This window comes from Paracoccus kondratievae (assembly GCF_009301415.1).
Classification (GTDB): Bacteria; Pseudomonadota; Alphaproteobacteria; order Rhodobacterales; family Rhodobacteraceae; genus Paracoccus; species Paracoccus kondratievae.
This window is the reverse complement of record NZ_CP045072.1, coordinates 862,865-878,853: the sequence shown is the minus strand read 5'-3', so window position 1 is coordinate 878,853 and position 15,989 is coordinate 862,865. Positions and strand designations below refer to the sequence as shown.

Below are 15,989 nucleotides of genomic sequence, written 5' to 3'. Positions count from 1 at the left end.
TCGTCCCCCTCAGCGGACGCCCTCGCGCCCTTTTGCGACCCGGTAATAGGCCCACAGCGCCCGGGCCGCAACCGCACGCCAGGGCCGCCACGGCTCGGCCAGTTCGGTCAGTATTGCCGGGCCGGGCCGCTCGGGCAGGACATAGAGCAGCCGCGCCGCTTCGGCGAGCGCCAGATCGCCCGCAGCAAAGGCATCGGCACGGCCAAGCGCGAATTTCAGATAGATGTCGGCGGTCCAGCGCCCGATACCGGGCAAGGCGGTCAGCCGGGCGATCACCTCATCATCAGGCAGGTCGCGCAGCGCGGCCCAATCGACCCCAGCCGCGACGATACCGCGCAGATAGCGGGCCTTGGGACGGGACAGGCCGACGGCGCGCAAAGCGTCCTCATCAGCAGCGGCGATCCCAACCTCATCAGCCAGCCCCGCCTCGGTCATGCGCGCGGCAATCGCATTCGCCGCATGGGTCGAGATCTGCTGGGCGACCACCGCGTCACGAATGGCGGCAAACCCCTCGGACCAGCGTCGCAAAGGCAGAGGCATCAGCGCCGGCAGTTCGCGTTTCCAGACCGGGCAGACCTGCATCAGATGCGCCGCACCTTCTTCCAGATCGGCGGAGGCGCGGATCTCGCGGATCATCAGCCCTCGCCTTCCTCAAGGTGGCGGGCCTCTTCCTTAAGGCGGGTCTCAAAGGCCATCGAGATATGATGGCGCAGCGCCTCTTCGGCGCGGGCGCTGTCATGGGCGGCAATGGCATCGACGATGGCCTGATGCTCATCAAGCGTGACCACGTCGCGCCCCTGCGCGGCAAGGCTCGTACGCGCCATCAGCGCCATGCTGCGATGCACAAGGCCCAGCTGCTGAACCAGATAGCGGTTATGCGAGGCCAGATGGATCTGATGATGAAACCGGCGGTTCGCCCGCACCAGAGCCTGCGGGTCGCCAAGGATGGCGCGGTCCTCTTCGACCATACCGGCCAGCACGCGGACCTCTTCGGGTGTGGCGTGACGGGCCGCCAGCCGCGCCGCCAGCGCCTCAAGTTCGGCGCGCACGGTATAAAGCTCGGCCAGCTGATTGTGGTCCAGCGTGGCGACAATCAGGCTGCGTCCGTCGCGTTTGAGCATCGATTGCGTCTCAAGCCGCTGCAACGCCTCGCGGACCGGGGTGCGCGAAACGCCGAAACGCTCGGCCAGTTCGGATTCGACCAGGCGGTCGCCGGGGCGGTAAATGCCATTATCAATGGCAGAGAGGATCAGGGAATAGGCGTCTTTCATGTCAGGCACGATCCGCGCTCGGAACGGCGATTGCAAGCGCCATGCCGCAGGTTTAGGCAGGGAATATGAATTTTGGACATGTAACAACCTGGATCTTTGATCTCGACAACACGCTTTATGCGCCCGAGATCCGCCTTTTCGATCAGATCGAACGGCGCATGACCGCCTATGTCATGCGCGAATTGCGCGTGACCGAGGCCGAGGCCAGCCGTCTGCGCGCCCATTACTGGCGCGAACACGGCACCACTTTGGCCGGGCTGATGGCCGAACATGGCATCGACCCGCTGCCTTATCTGCGCGAGGTCCATGACATCGACTTTTCAGAGCTGCAGCCCGACCCCGAACTGGCCGGGCTGATCACCGCCCTGCCCGGCCGCAAGATCGTCCACACCAACGGCGACAGCACCTATGCTCTGCGGGTACTGGAACGGCGCGGCCTGACAATTTTCGATGCCATCCATGGAGTTGAGGAAGTGGGCTTTCACCCCAAGCCCGATCCGCGCGCTTATGCCGCAGTTCAGGGCACCGAGGGTTTCGACCCCACCGGTGCCGCCATGTTCGAGGATGATCCAAGGAACCTTTCAGTGCCACATCACCTTGGAATGACAACGATTCTTGTGGGTGAGGGGCGCCACGGCCCCGATGCTCTGGCCCCGGATCACGATCATGGCCCGCACGTCCATTACCATACGCAGGATCTGACCGCTTTCCTGCGCGGACTTGCCGGAACTGCCGCCTTGGGCCAGAACTGAAGCCTTCGCCGACAGGAAAAACCGCAAGCCAAGGAACGCGCCATGTCCGAATCCGTACACCCCGCCAACGCCAAGGCAGATATGCGCACCGCCGCAGCCCTTTTCGTTTTTGCGCTGCTGGTGGTGGTTCTCTCGGTCGTTGCTCTCGTCATCTGGGGGCTGCCCGCGCTGAGTCTGATCGCGCTGGCGGCGACTATCCTGGTATTTGGCATGCTTGTCGCCTACGCGGCAGGCTTTTAGCAGCGCAGGGCGGTGCAGATGGCAATCGACGACACGGATATCCTCGTCTCGGGCGGCGGCATTGCCGGGCTGATCACCGCAGCCGCTTTTGGCAGCGCGGGGCGCAGCGTGATCTGCGTCGATCCCGCCCCGCCCGTGACCGAAGAAAGTGCGCAGGGGTCGGACCTGCGCAGCACCGCCTTTCTGCAACCCTCGATCCCGGTTTTGCAGGCGGCTGGCTTGTGGGAACGGCTCGCCCCCCATGCAACGCCCCTGCAGATCATGCGCATCATCGACGCCGGCGGAAAACTGTCGCAGGCGCGGCTGACGCGGGAATTCGACGCCTCCGAAATCTCGGACCAGCCCTTTGGCTGGAACTTGCCCAACTGGCTATTGAAACGCGAAATCTCGGCCCGGCTTACCGGCCTGCAAAACCTCCGCTTCCTGCCCGGCACCGGCACGGCGGGACTGGTCGTCCGCGACAGCGAGGCGCTGGTCACGCTGACCGATGGCTGCCGTATCCGCGCCCGGCTGGTGATCGGGGCCGATGGCCGCAACTCGCCCGTGCGGCAGGCGCTTGGCATCGGCGTTCGCACCTTTCGCTATGGGCAAAAGGCGCTGGCCTTTGCGGTCACCCATGAGCGCCCGCATGGGAATGTCTCGACCGAGATCCATCGCTGGGGCGGTCCCTTTACACTGGTCCCGCTGCCCGACCGCGGAGGCAAGCCATCCTCGGCCGTGGTCTGGCTTGAGCGCGGCACCGAGATCGCCCGCCTGCGCGCCCTGCCCCGCGAGGAATTCGAGGTCGAGCTAAACCGCCGCTCGGCCGGGGTACTGGGCCATCTGACCCAGGCGACCCGCCTGACCGAATGGCCGATCATCAGCCAGATTGCCGACCGGTTCACCGGCCCACGCACCGCCCTGATCGCCGAGGCCGCCCATGTCGTCCCGCCGATCGGTGCGCAGGGGCTGAACATGAGCCTGGCCGATCTGGCCTCGCTGCTGGACCTCTCGTCGGATGATCCGGGCAGCGCCAGATCGCTTGCCGCTTATGAGCGTCGCCGCCGCCCCGAGGCGATGGCCCGGCTGATCGGCATCGACGCGCTGAACCGGGCAAGCATGATCTCAGCCCGGCCATTGCGCGATCTGCGCGCCGCGACGCTGGGCGGGCTTTATGCCGTGTCGCCGGTACGTCGCATCCTGATGCGCGCCGGGCTGGGCGCCGCCTGACATGCCCGGCTGGCGCGCCCGCGCACAATCTGCCAGATAGGCTGCATGGCCAAACCGATCACTGCCTTTACCTGCACCGCCTGCGGCGCCAGCCATCGCAAATGGGCCGGCCGCTGCGATGCCTGCGGGGCATGGAACACTATCATTGAGGAAGCGCCCTTGTCGCAGGGTCCCGGCCGGGGCCTTGGGACGCTGAAGGGCAAGCAGATCCCCCTGTCGGGCCTCGCGACACAAGAGGCCCCGCCCCCGCGCGCCATCTCGGGCATAGCCGAGCTTGACCGGGTGCTGGGTGGCGGGCTGGTTCCCGGTTCGGCCCTGCTGGTCGGAGGCGACCCGGGTATCGGCAAATCCACCCTGCTTTTGCAGGCCGCCGCCGCCTTTGCCCGTTCGGGACAGCAGGCGATCTATATCTCGGGCGAGGAGGCCAGTGCTCAGGTCCGGTTGCGCGCACAGCGGCTTGGCCTTGGCGATGCGCCGGTGCGGCTGGGGGCCGAAACAGCCCTTCGCGACATTCTGACGACGCTCGACACCGAGCGGCCAGATGTCGCCATCATCGATTCGATCCAGACACTGTGGTCCGACCGGATCGAGGCGGCGCCCGGCTCGGTCGCGCAGGTACGCGCCAGCGCGCATGAGCTGGTGACATTTGCCAAACGGCGCGGCACCTCGGTCATCCTTGTCGGCCATGTCACCAAAGAGGGCCAGATCGCCGGCCCCCGCGTGGTCGAGCATATGGTCGATACGGTGCTTTATTTCGAGGGTGAGCGCGGCCACCAGTTCCGCATCCTGCGCGCCCACAAGAATCGTTTCGGCCCTGCTGACGAAATCGGCGTTTTCGAGATGACCGGCGGCGGGTTGGCCGAGGTTGCAAACCCTTCGGCGCTGTTTTTGTCGGAACGTGGTGAACCTAGTGCCGGTTCGGCGGTCTTTGCCGGGATCGAAGGCACGCGTCCCGTACTGACCGAGGTTCAGGCTCTTGTCGCCCCTTCGACATTGGCAAGTCCCCGCCGAACGGTGGTCGGACTGGACAGCGGACGGGTCTCGACCATCCTTGCCGTGCTGGAGGCCCGTTGCGCCATTCCCTTTGCCGGGCTTGACGTTTTTCTTAATGTTGCCGGGGGGATGCGCGTGAACGAGCCCGCCGCCGATCTTGCGATTGCCGCCGCCCTTCTAAGCGCGCGCGAGGATGTTGCCCTGCCTGCCGAGGCCGTACTTTTCGGTGAAATCAGCCTCTCGGGGGCGCTGCGGCCGGTCGCTCAGGCGGAAAACAGGTTGAAAGAGGCACAGAAACTTGGTTTTTCACGTGCGATCCTGCCCGCGGCCACCAAGGTCGAGGGCGTTGCCGGGATGCGGATCGACCGCATTGCGGATCTGACAGGTTTCGTGGGCGAGACATTCGGCGCCGGTTAAAGGCGGCGGATCTGGCCTTCAAACGCGGGAAAGACCGCGAAAGGGCGTGAAAATGGACGGATTCACCATCATCGACGGCGTTGTCGCGGCCGTGATCATCCTCTCGGCGATCCTGGCCTACGCGCGGGGTTTCGTGCGCGAATCGCTGGCGATCCTGGGATGGATCGGCGCGGCGGCGCTGGCCTTTATCTTTGCGCCGACGGTGCGGCCGATGGTGGCGCAGGTGCCGGGGCTGAACAAGTTCCTGGCCGACAGTTGCGAACTGGCCACCATTGCGGGTTTCGCGGTGGTCTTTGCACTGGCGCTGGTGCTGTTCTCGATCATCACGCCGCTATTTTCATCGGTCGTGCAGCGCTCGGCGCTTGGCGGCGTCGATCAGGGGATGGGCTTCCTCTTTGGTGTGGCACGGGGCATCCTGCTCGTCGCGATCGCCTTCATCGTCTATGATCGCGTGATGACCAGCCAGCCTGTCGCCATCGTGGACAACTCGCGCTCGGCGCAGGTATTTGAGCGGATGCGCGGCAAGATGGACCAGCAGATCCCGCAGGACGCCCCGGGCTGGGTCGTCAGCCGTTATGAACAGCTGGTGCGCAGCTGCGGGGCCACCGGCCAGCCGGTCGATACCTCCGCTCCGGCTCCGGCCAGCACGGCAAACTAGGCTCATATGGCTATTTTGTGACATAAAATGCGCCCTGCTGTGACCGCAGGGCGTGACTTCGGCGGTCTGAAAGCCTAGATTGGCGTCAAGCGTCCCCTAATCCTTCCCGGAATAGCCCCAAGAGTCGGTGATGATGCAGCCATTCCTTGCCCATCCTTTTGATTCCGATCGTCTGCACGAGGAGTGCGGCGTCTTCGGTGTCATCGGAGTCGCGGATGCCGCGAATTTCGTTGCCCTGGGGCTGCACGCCCTGCAACACCGGGGTCAGGAGGCGGGCGGCATTGTCGCCCATGATGCCGAACAGGGCTTTAACAGCGCCCATCGCTTTGGCTATGTCCGCGACAACTTTACCAAGCAAAGCCTGATGGAGACCCTGCCGGGTGCCCTTGCCATCGGCCATGTGCGTTATTCGACCGCCGGCACCAAGGCCGCGACAGCAATCCGCGACGTGCAGCCCTTCTTTGGCGAATTCGCCATGGGCGGCTGTGCGGTCGCCCATAACGGCAACATCACCAACGCACTGGCGCTGCGCCGCGAACTGATCGAGCGTGGCTCGATCTTTCAGTCCAGCTCTGATTCGGAATGCATCATCCACCTGATGGCACGCTCGATCCAGCGCAACATCCCCGAGCGGATGAAAGATGCCCTGCGCCGCGTCGAAGGTGCCTTCTCGGTCATCGCGATGACCCGTACCAAGCTGATCGGTGTGCGCGACCCGCTGGGCGTGCGGCCGCTGGTGCTTGGCCGGATCGGCGACGATGGCTTTGTACTGGCCTCGGAAACCTGCGCCCTTGATATCATCGGCGCGGAATTCCTGCGCGAGATCGAACCGGGCGAGATGGTCGTCATCTCGAAGGGCGAAATTGAAAGCTCACGCCCGTTTGGCCCCTCGACCGGCCGGTTCTGTATCTTTGAACATGTCTACTTCTCGCGCCCCGATTCGATTATCGGCGGTCGCTCGGTCTATGAGACCCGGCGTCAGATCGGGGTCGAACTTGCCCGCGAAGCGCCGGTCGAGGCTGATCTGGTCTGCCCCGTTCCCGACAGCGGCACCCCCGCAGCCATCGGCTATGCCCATGAAAGCGGCATCCCCTTTGGCATGGGAATCATCCGCAACCAGTACATGGGCCGGACCTTCATCGAGCCGACCGAGCAGATCCGCAACATGGGCGTGCGGCTGAAGCTCAACGTCAACCGGGCGCTGGTCAAGGGCAAGCGCGTGGTGCTGGTCGATGATTCGGTGGTACGTGGCACGACCAGCCGCAAGATCAAGGACATGATCCTGGACGCCGGCGCGGCCGAGGTGCATTTCCGTATTGCCTCTCCGCCGACTGCCTGGCCCTGTTTCTACGGCGTCGATACGCCCGACAGGGGCAAGCTGCTGGCCGCACAGATGTCCGAAGAAGAAATGCGCGAATGGATCGGCGTTGATTCGCTGGCCTTTGTCACGCTGGACGGGCTTTACCGCGCAGTGGGCGAGGCCAGGGGCCGTAACAACGCCTGTCCGCAATATTGCGACGCCTGCTTCTCGGGTGACTATCCGGTCGCACCCTTCGATCAGCTTGAGCGCGGCTTCCGCATGAAATCCGACGCAGCACCCAATCCGATCACCGGCCACGCGGCCGAATGACAGGTGCTGGCGCCGCAAAATCATTAAAAAAGGCGGGTACCTGGCCCGCCTTTTTTCGTTTCAGATCCGGCCGATGGTTTCGGGCAGAATGACGGTAAAGCGACTGCCCTGCCCCCGCTCGCTTTCGATGCGCAAACGACCGCGATGGCGATTGATGATATGCTTGACGATCGCCAGCCCCAATCCGGTACCGCCCTTTTCGCGCGAACGATGGGTGTCGACGCGGTAGAAACGCTCGGTCAGGCGCGGCAGGTGCTGAGGCTCGATCCCTTCCCCCCGATCCACCACCGAAACTGACCAGGCCGGGCCGCGCAGCACCGGCTCATGCGTCAGATGCTCAAGCGTTACAGTGACGACCCCACCCGAGCTGCCGTATTTCACCGCATTCTCGATCAGATTGTGAAAGACCTGCACCAGCTGATCAGCATCGCCGGGAACCGAGACCTTGCTATCTGCCCCCAGCAGCTCAAGCCGTACCGAGGCCGAGGCGGCAGCGGGGTTCAGCGTGGTCACAACGCTGCGCAAAAGCCCGGCCAGATCCAGGGCCTGCGCGGGGCGACGGCGTTCATCCTGCTCGACCCGGCTAAGTGACAGCAGGTCGGCGACCAGACGGTTCATCCGCCCCGCCTCGCGCTCCATAATGTCCAGAAAGCGGTCGCGGGCGGCGGGATCGTTGCGGGCCGGACCTCGCAGCGTCTCGATAAAGCCCATCAGCGCGGTCAGCGGGGTGCGCAATTCATGGCTGACATTGGCGACGAAATCGCGACGCATCTGCTCGGTTTCCTCGTCGCGGGATCGGTCCTCGATCACCACCGCCGCGCCAGATAGCCCCGGCGCCGCAAGCGCGGTGACTGTCACCTCGCAGAACACCCGCCGGTCGGCAGAGCCCAGCGTGACATTCAGCCGCGCCCGATCCTGCCCGGCTAGAACCGCGTCCAGCGCCGCGTTGACCTCGGGGTGGCGCAGGGCGGTAACAAAGGGCCGGTCGCCCGGCACTGCACCAAGCAAAGCTTCAGCAGCCTCATTGGCACCGATGACGCGCGCCCGCTGGTCTACGACCAGCATCGGCACCGGCACGGCGCGCAGCAATGCGTGCAGCCGCGCCTCGATCATCATCCCTGCCCGGCCTGAGCCAGCCCCTGACGAAAGCGGGCGGCATTGCGATTATAACCCTCGGCCGATTTCAGCAGCCTCGCGCGCGCAGCCTCGTCCAGCTCGCGTACAACCTTGCCCGGCGTCCCCATGACCAACGATCCGGGCGGGATCACCTTATTCTCGGCAATCAACGCCCCGGCCCCGATCAGCGATCCGGCCCCGATCCGGGCCCCGTTCAGGATGATCGCGCCCATGCCGATCAGCACCCCATCCTCAATGGTACAGCCGTGCAGAATGGCGCGGTGGCCGATGGTGCAATCAGCACCAATGGTCAGCGGATAACCGATATCGGTATGGCAGACCGTCAGATCCTGCACGTTCGAGTTCCTGCCGACGCGGATTTCTTCGTTATCACCGCGCAGCACGGCCCCGAACCAGACGCTTGAACCCGGCTCAAGGACCACCTTGCCCATCAGCTGCGCATCAGGCGCGACCCATGCATCATCCGCGATTTGCGGCGCTATGCCGTCCAGCTGCCAGATCATGCGCTCTCTTCCTCCATGAGCTTGCGGACAAAGGGGCCAAGACCCACCTGCCGGGCGCGACGCATCCGCTCGGCGGTCAGGATGGTTTTCAGCGCCTCGGTGCTGCGTTCAACATCGTCGTTGATGATGACATAATCGTATTCGGCCCAATGGCTGATCTCATCCCGGCTTTTGCGCATCCGGGCGGCGATCACCTCCATCGAGTCCTGCTGGCGGCCGATCAGCCGCCGCTCCAGCTCCGCCAGGCTCGGTGGCAGGACAAAGATCGAGATGACATGATTGCCCAGAGCCGAGGCGCGGATCTGCTGTCCGCCCTGCCAATCGACGTCAAACAACGTGTCGCGGCCGGCAAGCATCGCCTCTTCGACCGGTTGGCGCGGGGTGCCGTAGAAATTGCCGAACACCTCGGCATGTTCAAGCATCTGCCCCCCCGCAACCATTGCGCTGAACTCTTCGGGCGTGCGGAAATAGTAATGTTCACCCTCGACCTCGCCGGGGCGGGGTGTGCGGGTGGTGGCCGAAACCGAAAAGCGCAAAGCCGGATCCCATTCCATCAGCCGCCGCGCCAGCGTCGATTTGCCCGCCCCGGAAGGCGAGGACAGGATCACCAGAAGTCCGCTGCGCCCGATCTCCATGCCCTTATATCCCCTGCCGTTCCAGCGCCGTCTGAATGACCCCCGCCGCCCGCAGGGTCAAGCCCCGCGGCAGGGCATCCGGGCCGATTTTAACCATTGGTCAAGAATTTGCTCGGCAGCGCGGCGACAAGGGTTTAGGCTGCGAAAAAACCGTTTGTGTTACGAGTAGGCAGGCAAGACCAACCCGATGTCGGATGACCCCGGAAAAGAGAATGACCGCACATATGAGGCAGGTCCCTCGCAGAATCGCGGCAAGCTCTTGCGTCTGGCCGATTATGAACTGCCGATCCGGCCTGGCAGTATCCTTGGCGAAATCCGCAGCTATTGGGAAGGATTGCGCCAGGGGCGCGCCATCCCCGACCGCGCCGATATTGATCCGCATGGCATCCGCCGGGTGCTGGATTACACCTTTATCCTTGAGCGCATCGCCCCGGGCGCAGCGCGCTTTCGACTGGCGGGGCGACATCTTATCGACCTGATGGGGATGGAGGTGCGGGGCATGCCGCTATGCGCCCTTTTCAACACCACCTCACGCGGGCGACTGTCGGACGTGTTGGAAAGCGTCTTTCGCGGGCCGCAGATCACCGAAATCACCCTGCAATCCCCGGCCAGCTACGGCAGGCCGGCACTGGAAGGGCGAATGACGCTTTTGCCGCTGCGCTCGGACCTTGGGGACGTGACCCGGGCGCTTGGCTGTCTGGCCGCCGAGGGTCAGATCGGGGCCAATCCGCGTCGCTTTGATCTGTTGGCAGATCGGCAATTCCCGGTTATCCCGGGCGCCAGAGTGCTTGAGCCTTCGCCCTCTTACATAAGCTTTTCCGAACCTCCTGCGCCATGGACCGGTCCCTCGGCCCCGCAGTGCGAGCCGACGACGCCCGAGGCCCGGCGTGCCCGTTTCCGCCTGATCCGAAATCCCCGTACGCCTGCCTGACCCGCCCAAATGAAAAGGGCGGCAAGGCCAAAGCCCCGCCGCCCCCGTTCAGAGGGAAATCTTTGCAGATCAGCCCGCCGCGCGGGCACGGCCTGCGCCGCTGACGCGGCGGTTGCGCAGCTCTTCGGCAACCAGAAATGCCAGCTCAAGCGACTGACTGGCGTTCAGGCGCGGGTCGCAGGCGGTGTGATAGCGATCCGACAGATCCTCGTCGGTCACGGCACGCACGCCGCCAGTGCATTCGGTCACATCCTTGCCGGTCATCTCGAAATGGACGCCCCCGGGGATGGTGCCCTCGGCGCGGTGAACGGCAAAGAACTCGCGCACTTCGCGCAGCACCGAATCAAACGGCCGGGTCTTGTAGCCCGAGGCAGATTTGATGGTGTTCCCATGCATCGGGTCACAGGACCAGACGACATTCGCACCCTCTTCCTGAACCGCCTTGATCAGGCGCGGCAGGTGGTCACCGACAGTGCCGGCCCCAAAGCGGGCGATCAGGGTCAGTCGGCCCGGCTCATTCTCGGGGTTCAGCTTGGCGATCAGGGTTTTCAGATCGCTGTCGCTGATCGAGGGGCCGCATTTCAGCCCGATCGGGTTCTGCACACCGCGGCAGAACTCGACATGGGCTCCGTCGATCTGACGGGTGCGGTCGCCAATCCAGATCATATGGCCCGACCCCGCGACCGGCAGGCCCGTCGTCGAATCAATACGCGCCAAGGCCTCTTCGTATTCCAGCAACAGGGCTTCGTGGCTGGTATAGAAATCGACCTTGCCCAAGTCATGGGCGGTTTCCGAAGTCACACCCGCCGCCGCCATAAAGGCCATGGCGTCACTGATGCGGTCGGCGATGTCGCGATAACGCGCCGCCTCTTCTCCACCGGTGAAATCGCTGATCCAGCTCTGGACGCGATGCATGTCGGCATAGCCGCCGGTCGAAAAGGCGCGCAGCAGGTTCAGCGACGCCGCCGCCTGCGTATAGGCCGCAAGCATACGCTGCGGATCAGGCACCCGGGCCTGGGCCGAGAACTCAAAGCCGTTGATGATATCGCCGCGATAGCTCGGCAGTTCCTGCTCACCGATCTTTTCAGTCGCGGCCGAGCGCGGCTTGGCGAACTGGCCTGCCATGCGGCCGACCTTGACCACCGGCAGCTGCGCCCCCCAGGTCAAAACGACAGCCATCTGCAACATGACCTTGAATGTGTCGCGGATATTGTCGGCCGAGAATTCGGCAAAGCTTTCGGCGCAATCGCCCCCCTGCAACAGGAAGGCGCGGCCCGCCGCGACCTGCGCGAGCGAGGCTTTCAGCCGCCGCACCTCGCCCGCAAAAACCAGCGGGGGGTATTTGGCAAGCTGCGTCTCAACAGCCTCAAGCGCGGCCTGATCGGGGTAATCGGGCATCTGAGTACGGGGATAGGCGCGCCAGCCGCGCTTGTCCCATGCCGGTGCCGGGGTCGCGGGACTGGAATTCGTCGGAGCCATGATCCTATCCTTCTGCAAGCGGTGCCTGCCATATAGAGACTGCAAGACCAAAGGAAAAGCCTTGCACGCATCGAGTTAGCCTGCTGATCTGCATCTGTTAGTTACGCGCGTCCGACATGCCAGATATCGTCCCAGCTGTTACCCCTGCCCCGGCAGCGATTCCGCCCCCCTCCCAGCCGCGTCCGCAGCGCTATCTGTTCCTGCTGCTGGACCGGTTCACCATGATTTCCTTTGCCGCTGCAATCGAGCCCCTGCGCCTTGCCAACCGTCTGGCAGGGCGCGAGCTTTATGACTGGCGCCTGATCGGAGAGGACGGCAAGGCCGCCACCTGCTCAAACGGTGCGCGGCTGATGCTCGACAGTGGCCTGACCGAGACAGCGCGTGGCGACACGGTGCTGGTCTGCGGCGGGCTGGACGTGCCGCGCGCAGCCAGCCGGCAGGTACTGGCGTGGCTGCGGCGCGAGGCGAGGCGCGGCACCCGCATCGGTGCCTTGTGCACCGGCGCATGGGTGCTGGCCGAGGCTGGCTTGCTCGACGGTCGCCGCTGCACGATTCATTGGGAAAATCAGGACGGGTTTGCCGAGAAGTTCCCCGATGTCACCCTGATCCGCACCGTCTTTGTCGAGGATGGCAACCGCCTGACCGCCGCAGGGGGCACCGCCGCCATCGACATGATACTGCGCCAGATCGCCCGTGACCACGGCCCTGAACTGGCCGGACGGGTGGCCGATCAGATGATCCACACCGCCATCCGCTCGGAAGAGGACCAGCAGCGCCTGTCGATTCCGCCCCGGCTTGGCGCGCGCCACCCAAGGCTTGCGCAGGTCGTCGCGCGGATGGAGGCCAATATCGAGGACCCGATCAGCCCTGCCCGACTGGCGACCGAGGCGGGCCTGTCCCCCCGCCAGCTTGAGCGGCTGTTTGCCCGCTACCTTGGCCGGTCGCCCAAACGCCATTACATGGAGCTGCGGCTTGAACGCGCCCGGAACCTGCTTTTGCAGACCGAAATGAGCGTCATGGAAATCGCGCTGGCCTGCGGCTTTGCCTCGGCGGCGCATTTCTCGAAATGCTACCGCGCAACCTACGGCTGCACGCCCTATCGCGAACGCGGCGCTGCCTCTGGCAGATAGCCGGTTTCCGCCACGGCAAGCCGCCGAATTGCCACATTCTCCGGCCTCCAACATGCTTTTCTTTTTTTTGCCGCCCCTATAACCTGTCTGACAGGACAACGATCCACTCAGGGAGACAACGAATGAAAAAGCTTCTTCTGGCCAGCGCCGCCGGTGCTCTGCTTGCCAGCGCTGCCGGTGCCGAAGAGATCAAGATGGGCATTTCGCTGGGCCTGACCGGGCCGCTGGAATCGATCTCGCCCGCAATGCAAAAAGGCGCGGAACTGGCGATGAAGGAGGTTTCGGACAGTGGCAAGTTGCTGGACGGCTCGACCATCGTGCCGGTTGTAGCCGATAACACCTGCGCCGATGCTGCCGCCTCGGTGGCCGCTGTCGAACGGCTGGTAACTGCCGAAGGCGTCAAGGGCATCATGGGCGGCATGTGCTCGGGTGAAACCATCGCCTCGCTGGAACGCGTGGGCGTGCCGAACGGTGTGGTAATGATCTCGCCCTCTGCAACCTCGCCTGCGCTGTCGACCATCGACGACAAGGGCTTCTTCTTCCGCACCTCGCCTTCGGACGCGCGTCAGGGCGAAGTCATGGCCGATATCGTGCTTGAGCGCGGCATCAAAAGCGTCGCGGTCACCTATACCAACAACGACTACGGCAAGGGCCTGGCCGACAGCTTTGCCGAGGCCTACAAGGCCAAAGGCGGCACTGTGACCGTGGTTTCAGCCCATGACGACGGCAAAGCCGACTATTCGGCCGAGGTCGCCGCACTTGCCGCCGCCGGCGGTGATGCGCTGGTCGTCGCCGGTTATGCCGACCAGGGCGGCTCGGGCGTGATCCAGGGTTCGCTTGACACCGGCGCCTTTGAGACCTTCGTGCTGCCCGACGGCATGGTAAACAATGTGCTCGCCGAGAAGTTCGGCACTCAGCTTGAAACCTCGTTCGGCCAGAACCCCTCGGCCGAAGGTGAGGGGCATGAGAAGTTCGAGGCTCTGGCCAAGGAAGCAGGTTTCGACGGCACCTCGGCCTATGCCGGCGAATCCTATGACGCCTCTGCGCTGATGCTTCTGGCCATGCAGGCCGCCAAATCCTCGGACCCCAAGGTCTATAAGGACAAGGTGATGGAAGTTGCCAACGCACCGGGTGAAAAGATCCTGCCGGGCGAACTGGCCAAGGCGCTTGAACTTTTGGCCGCGGGTCAGGACATCGACTATGTCGGTGCGACTTCGGTCGAGCTGATCGAGCCGGGCGAAAGCGCGGGTGTCTACCGCGAAGTCGATTTCAAGGGCGGCAAGCTGAACGTGGTCGGCTATCGCTGATATCATGAGATCGCGAAAAGGGTCCGAGAAACCGGACCCTTTTCTGAATTAAAAACAATCCCATAAGGGAAGATCTTCATGCCAACGCATGAAGCTGGGGGGTCTGATGATCCAGGTCCACGACCTGCAAAAGCATTTCGGGGGCTTTCGCGCCGTAGATGGCGCCAGCCTAACCATCGAGACCGGCTCCATCACCGGGCTGATTGGCCCGAACGGCGCCGGAAAGTCTACATTATTCAACGTAATTGCCGGAGTTTTTAAACCAACTTCTGGCCGGGTGATGATGGCCAGTGAGGATATTACCGGCCTGCCCCCGCATGAGCTGTTCCGCAAGGGGCTGCTGCGCACATTCCAGCTGGCGCATGAGTTCTCATCCATGACCGTGCGCGAAAACCTGATGATGGTGCCTGCCGGACAGAGTGGCGAGACGCTGATCAACACCTGGTTTCGCCGTCGCCGCATCCGCGAGGAAGAGCGTGCGCTTCGCAAGAAAGCCGACGAAGTTCTTGAGTTCCTGACCATTTCCCATCTGGCCGAGGAAAAGGCGGGCAACCTCTCGGGCGGACAGAAAAAGCTGCTTGAGCTGGGCCGCACCATGATGGTCGATGCCAAGATCGTCTTTCTGGACGAGGTCGGCGCAGGGGTGAACCGCACGCTTTTGGGCACCATTGGCGATGCCATCGTGCGGCTGAACAAGGAACGCGGCTACACCTTCTGTGTAATCGAACATGACATGGATTTCATTGGCAGGCTTTGCGACCCGGTCATCGTCATGGCGGCGGGCAAGGTACTGGCCGAAGGCTCGGCCGACAGCATCATGAAGAATGAAGCGGTGATTGAGGCCTATCTGGGCACCGGCCTTAAAAACAAGGTCGCAGCAGAAGTGGCCGAAGAGGCGGCCTTTGCGGAATCGCACGGCGCCCAGCCCGGCCTTGGCTCTGAGGCCGGGCATGGCGGCGACGGCAAGCCGGAAGGAGGGTTGTGATGGCAGAGCCCTATCTTTCCGCCGCCGACATGCGCGGCGGCTATGGCAAGGCCGATATCCTGAACGGCTGCACCCTGACGGTCGAGCGCGGTCAGATCGCGGTCATCGTCGGCCCCAACGGGGCAGGTAAATCGACCGCGATGAAGGCGGTGTTTGGCATGCTGAACCTGCGCGAAGGCAGCGTTCGGCTGGCGGGTGAGGATATCACCCAACTGACCCCGCAAGAGCGGGTGCGCAAAGGCATGGGTTTCGTGCCCCAGACCCACAACATCTTTCCGACCATGACGGTCGAAGAAAACCTTGAAATGGGTGCCTTTATCCGCGACGACGACTTTCGCGACACGATGGAGCAGGTCTATACCCTGTTCCCCGCCGTCGCTGAAAAACGCAAGCAGAACGCGGGTGAGCTGTCCGGAGGGCAGCGCCAACAGGTCGCCGTTGGCCGGGCGCTGATGACCCGGCCCAGCCTGCTGATGCTGGACGAACCGACCGCGGGCGTCTCTCCCATCGTCATGGATGAGCTTTTCGACCGCATCATCGAGGTCGCACGCACCGGCATCTCGATCCTGATGGTCGAACAGAACGCCCGTCAGGCACTGGAAATCGCCGATATTGGCTATGTCCTCGTGCAAGGCGCCAACCGCTACACCGACACCGGGCAGGCGTTGCTGGCCGATCCCGAGGTCCGCCGTACCTTCCTTGGGGGCTGAAG

At 63.8% G+C, this 15,989-nt stretch carries 17 protein-coding genes; 11 read left to right on the top strand and 6 right to left on the bottom strand.

Going from position 1 to position 15,989, the window contains the following annotated elements:
- Positions 1–9: 9 nt before the first annotated feature.
- Together F8A10_RS04465 and F8A10_RS04460 are read right to left on the bottom strand one after the other, a co-directional pair.
- Positions 10–636: a DNA-3-methyladenine glycosylase family protein gene (locus tag F8A10_RS04465; protein WP_193668156.1), complete on the bottom strand. Its 627-nt coding sequence runs from the start codon at positions 634–636 to the stop codon at positions 10–12.
- Positions 636–1,271, bottom strand: coding sequence for a GntR family transcriptional regulator (locus tag F8A10_RS04460; RefSeq protein ID WP_010395242.1), 636 nt, complete (start codon positions 1,269–1,271; stop codon positions 636–638). The genes F8A10_RS04465 and F8A10_RS04460 overlap by 1 nt, the downstream gene beginning before the upstream one ends.
- A gap of 65 nt (positions 1,272–1,336) precedes the next feature.
- Here F8A10_RS04460 and F8A10_RS04455 point away from each other — a divergent pair, with 65 nt between their 5' ends.
- The 6 genes from F8A10_RS04455 to purF all read left to right on the top strand — a co-directional run bounded on the left by F8A10_RS04455 (position 1,337) and on the right by purF (position 7,170).
- On the top strand, positions 1,337–2,023 hold the full coding sequence (locus F8A10_RS04455; protein WP_152366797.1) for a pyrimidine 5'-nucleotidase: 687 nt from the start codon (positions 1,337–1,339) through the stop codon (positions 2,021–2,023).
- 42 nt (positions 2,024–2,065) lie between these two features.
- Positions 2,066–2,263, top strand: coding sequence for a hypothetical protein (locus F8A10_RS04450; RefSeq protein WP_010395247.1), 198 nt, complete (start codon positions 2,066–2,068; stop codon positions 2,261–2,263).
- A gap of 18 nt (positions 2,264–2,281) precedes the next feature.
- Complete coding sequence (locus tag F8A10_RS04445; protein ID WP_152366796.1) at positions 2,282–3,472, top strand: UbiH/UbiF family hydroxylase; 1,191 nt, start codon at positions 2,282–2,284, stop codon at positions 3,470–3,472.
- A 45-nt stretch (positions 3,473–3,517) separates the two neighbouring features.
- Positions 3,518–4,882, top strand: coding sequence for a DNA repair protein RadA (radA, locus tag F8A10_RS04440; RefSeq protein WP_085502241.1), 1,365 nt, complete (start codon positions 3,518–3,520; stop codon positions 4,880–4,882).
- 52 nt (positions 4,883–4,934) lie between these two features.
- The gene (locus tag F8A10_RS04435; protein WP_010395254.1) at positions 4,935–5,540 is read left to right on the top strand and encodes a CvpA family protein; all 606 of its coding nucleotides are present in this window, start codon (positions 4,935–4,937) and stop codon (positions 5,538–5,540) included.
- 133 nt (positions 5,541–5,673) lie between these two features.
- Positions 5,674–7,170: an amidophosphoribosyltransferase gene (purF, locus tag F8A10_RS04430; protein ID WP_138918315.1), complete on the top strand. Its 1,497-nt coding sequence runs from the start codon at positions 5,674–5,676 to the stop codon at positions 7,168–7,170.
- A 60-nt stretch (positions 7,171–7,230) separates the two neighbouring features.
- Here the strand turns inward: purF and F8A10_RS04425 are convergent, their stop codons facing one another.
- From F8A10_RS04425 to gmk, 3 genes are read right to left on the bottom strand one after another with little or no spacing between them, the layout of a single operon-like run.
- A complete protein-coding gene (locus F8A10_RS04425; RefSeq protein WP_085502263.1) occupies positions 7,231–8,283 on the bottom strand; it encodes an ATP-binding protein in 1,053 nt (350 codons plus the stop codon).
- Positions 8,283–8,810, bottom strand: a complete 528-nt coding sequence (locus F8A10_RS04420; protein ID WP_010395261.1) for a gamma carbonic anhydrase family protein — start codon at positions 8,808–8,810, stop codon at positions 8,283–8,285. The genes F8A10_RS04425 and F8A10_RS04420 overlap by 1 nt, the downstream gene beginning before the upstream one ends.
- On the bottom strand, positions 8,807–9,439 hold the full coding sequence (gene gmk / locus F8A10_RS04415) for a guanylate kinase (RefSeq protein ID WP_193668187.1): 633 nt from the start codon (positions 9,437–9,439) through the stop codon (positions 8,807–8,809). Before gmk ends, F8A10_RS04420 begins: the two co-directional genes overlap by 4 nt.
- Positions 9,440–9,632: 193 nt before the next feature.
- Here gmk and F8A10_RS04410 point away from each other — a divergent pair, with 193 nt between their 5' ends.
- A complete protein-coding gene (locus tag F8A10_RS04410; protein WP_085502243.1) occupies positions 9,633–10,376 on the top strand; it encodes a PAS domain-containing protein in 744 nt (247 codons plus the stop codon).
- 69 nt (positions 10,377–10,445) lie between these two features.
- On the opposite strand, the gene F8A10_RS04405 is transcribed toward F8A10_RS04410, so the two are convergent.
- On the bottom strand, positions 10,446–11,855 hold the full coding sequence (locus tag F8A10_RS04405) for a class II 3-deoxy-7-phosphoheptulonate synthase (protein WP_010395270.1): 1,410 nt from the start codon (positions 11,853–11,855) through the stop codon (positions 10,446–10,448).
- Between the two features lie 116 nt (positions 11,856–11,971).
- On the opposite strand from F8A10_RS04405, the gene F8A10_RS04400 reads away from it, so the two are divergent.
- The 4 genes from F8A10_RS04400 to F8A10_RS04385 all read left to right on the top strand — a co-directional run bounded on the left by F8A10_RS04400 (position 11,972) and on the right by F8A10_RS04385 (position 15,987).
- Positions 11,972–12,985: a GlxA family transcriptional regulator gene (locus F8A10_RS04400; protein WP_010395272.1), complete on the top strand. Its 1,014-nt coding sequence runs from the start codon at positions 11,972–11,974 to the stop codon at positions 12,983–12,985.
- A 122-nt stretch (positions 12,986–13,107) separates the two neighbouring features.
- A complete protein-coding gene (locus F8A10_RS04395; protein WP_010395274.1) occupies positions 13,108–14,292 on the top strand; it encodes an ABC transporter substrate-binding protein in 1,185 nt (394 codons plus the stop codon).
- Positions 14,293–14,398: 106 nt separating this feature from the next.
- Positions 14,399–15,277: an ABC transporter ATP-binding protein gene (locus F8A10_RS04390; protein ID WP_152366794.1), complete on the top strand. Its 879-nt coding sequence runs from the start codon at positions 14,399–14,401 to the stop codon at positions 15,275–15,277.
- Entirely contained in the window at positions 15,277–15,987 is a 711-nt protein-coding gene (locus F8A10_RS04385) for an ABC transporter ATP-binding protein (RefSeq protein WP_152366793.1), read from the top strand. Before F8A10_RS04390 ends, F8A10_RS04385 begins: the two co-directional genes overlap by 1 nt.
- Positions 15,988–15,989: the final 2 nt, after the last annotated feature.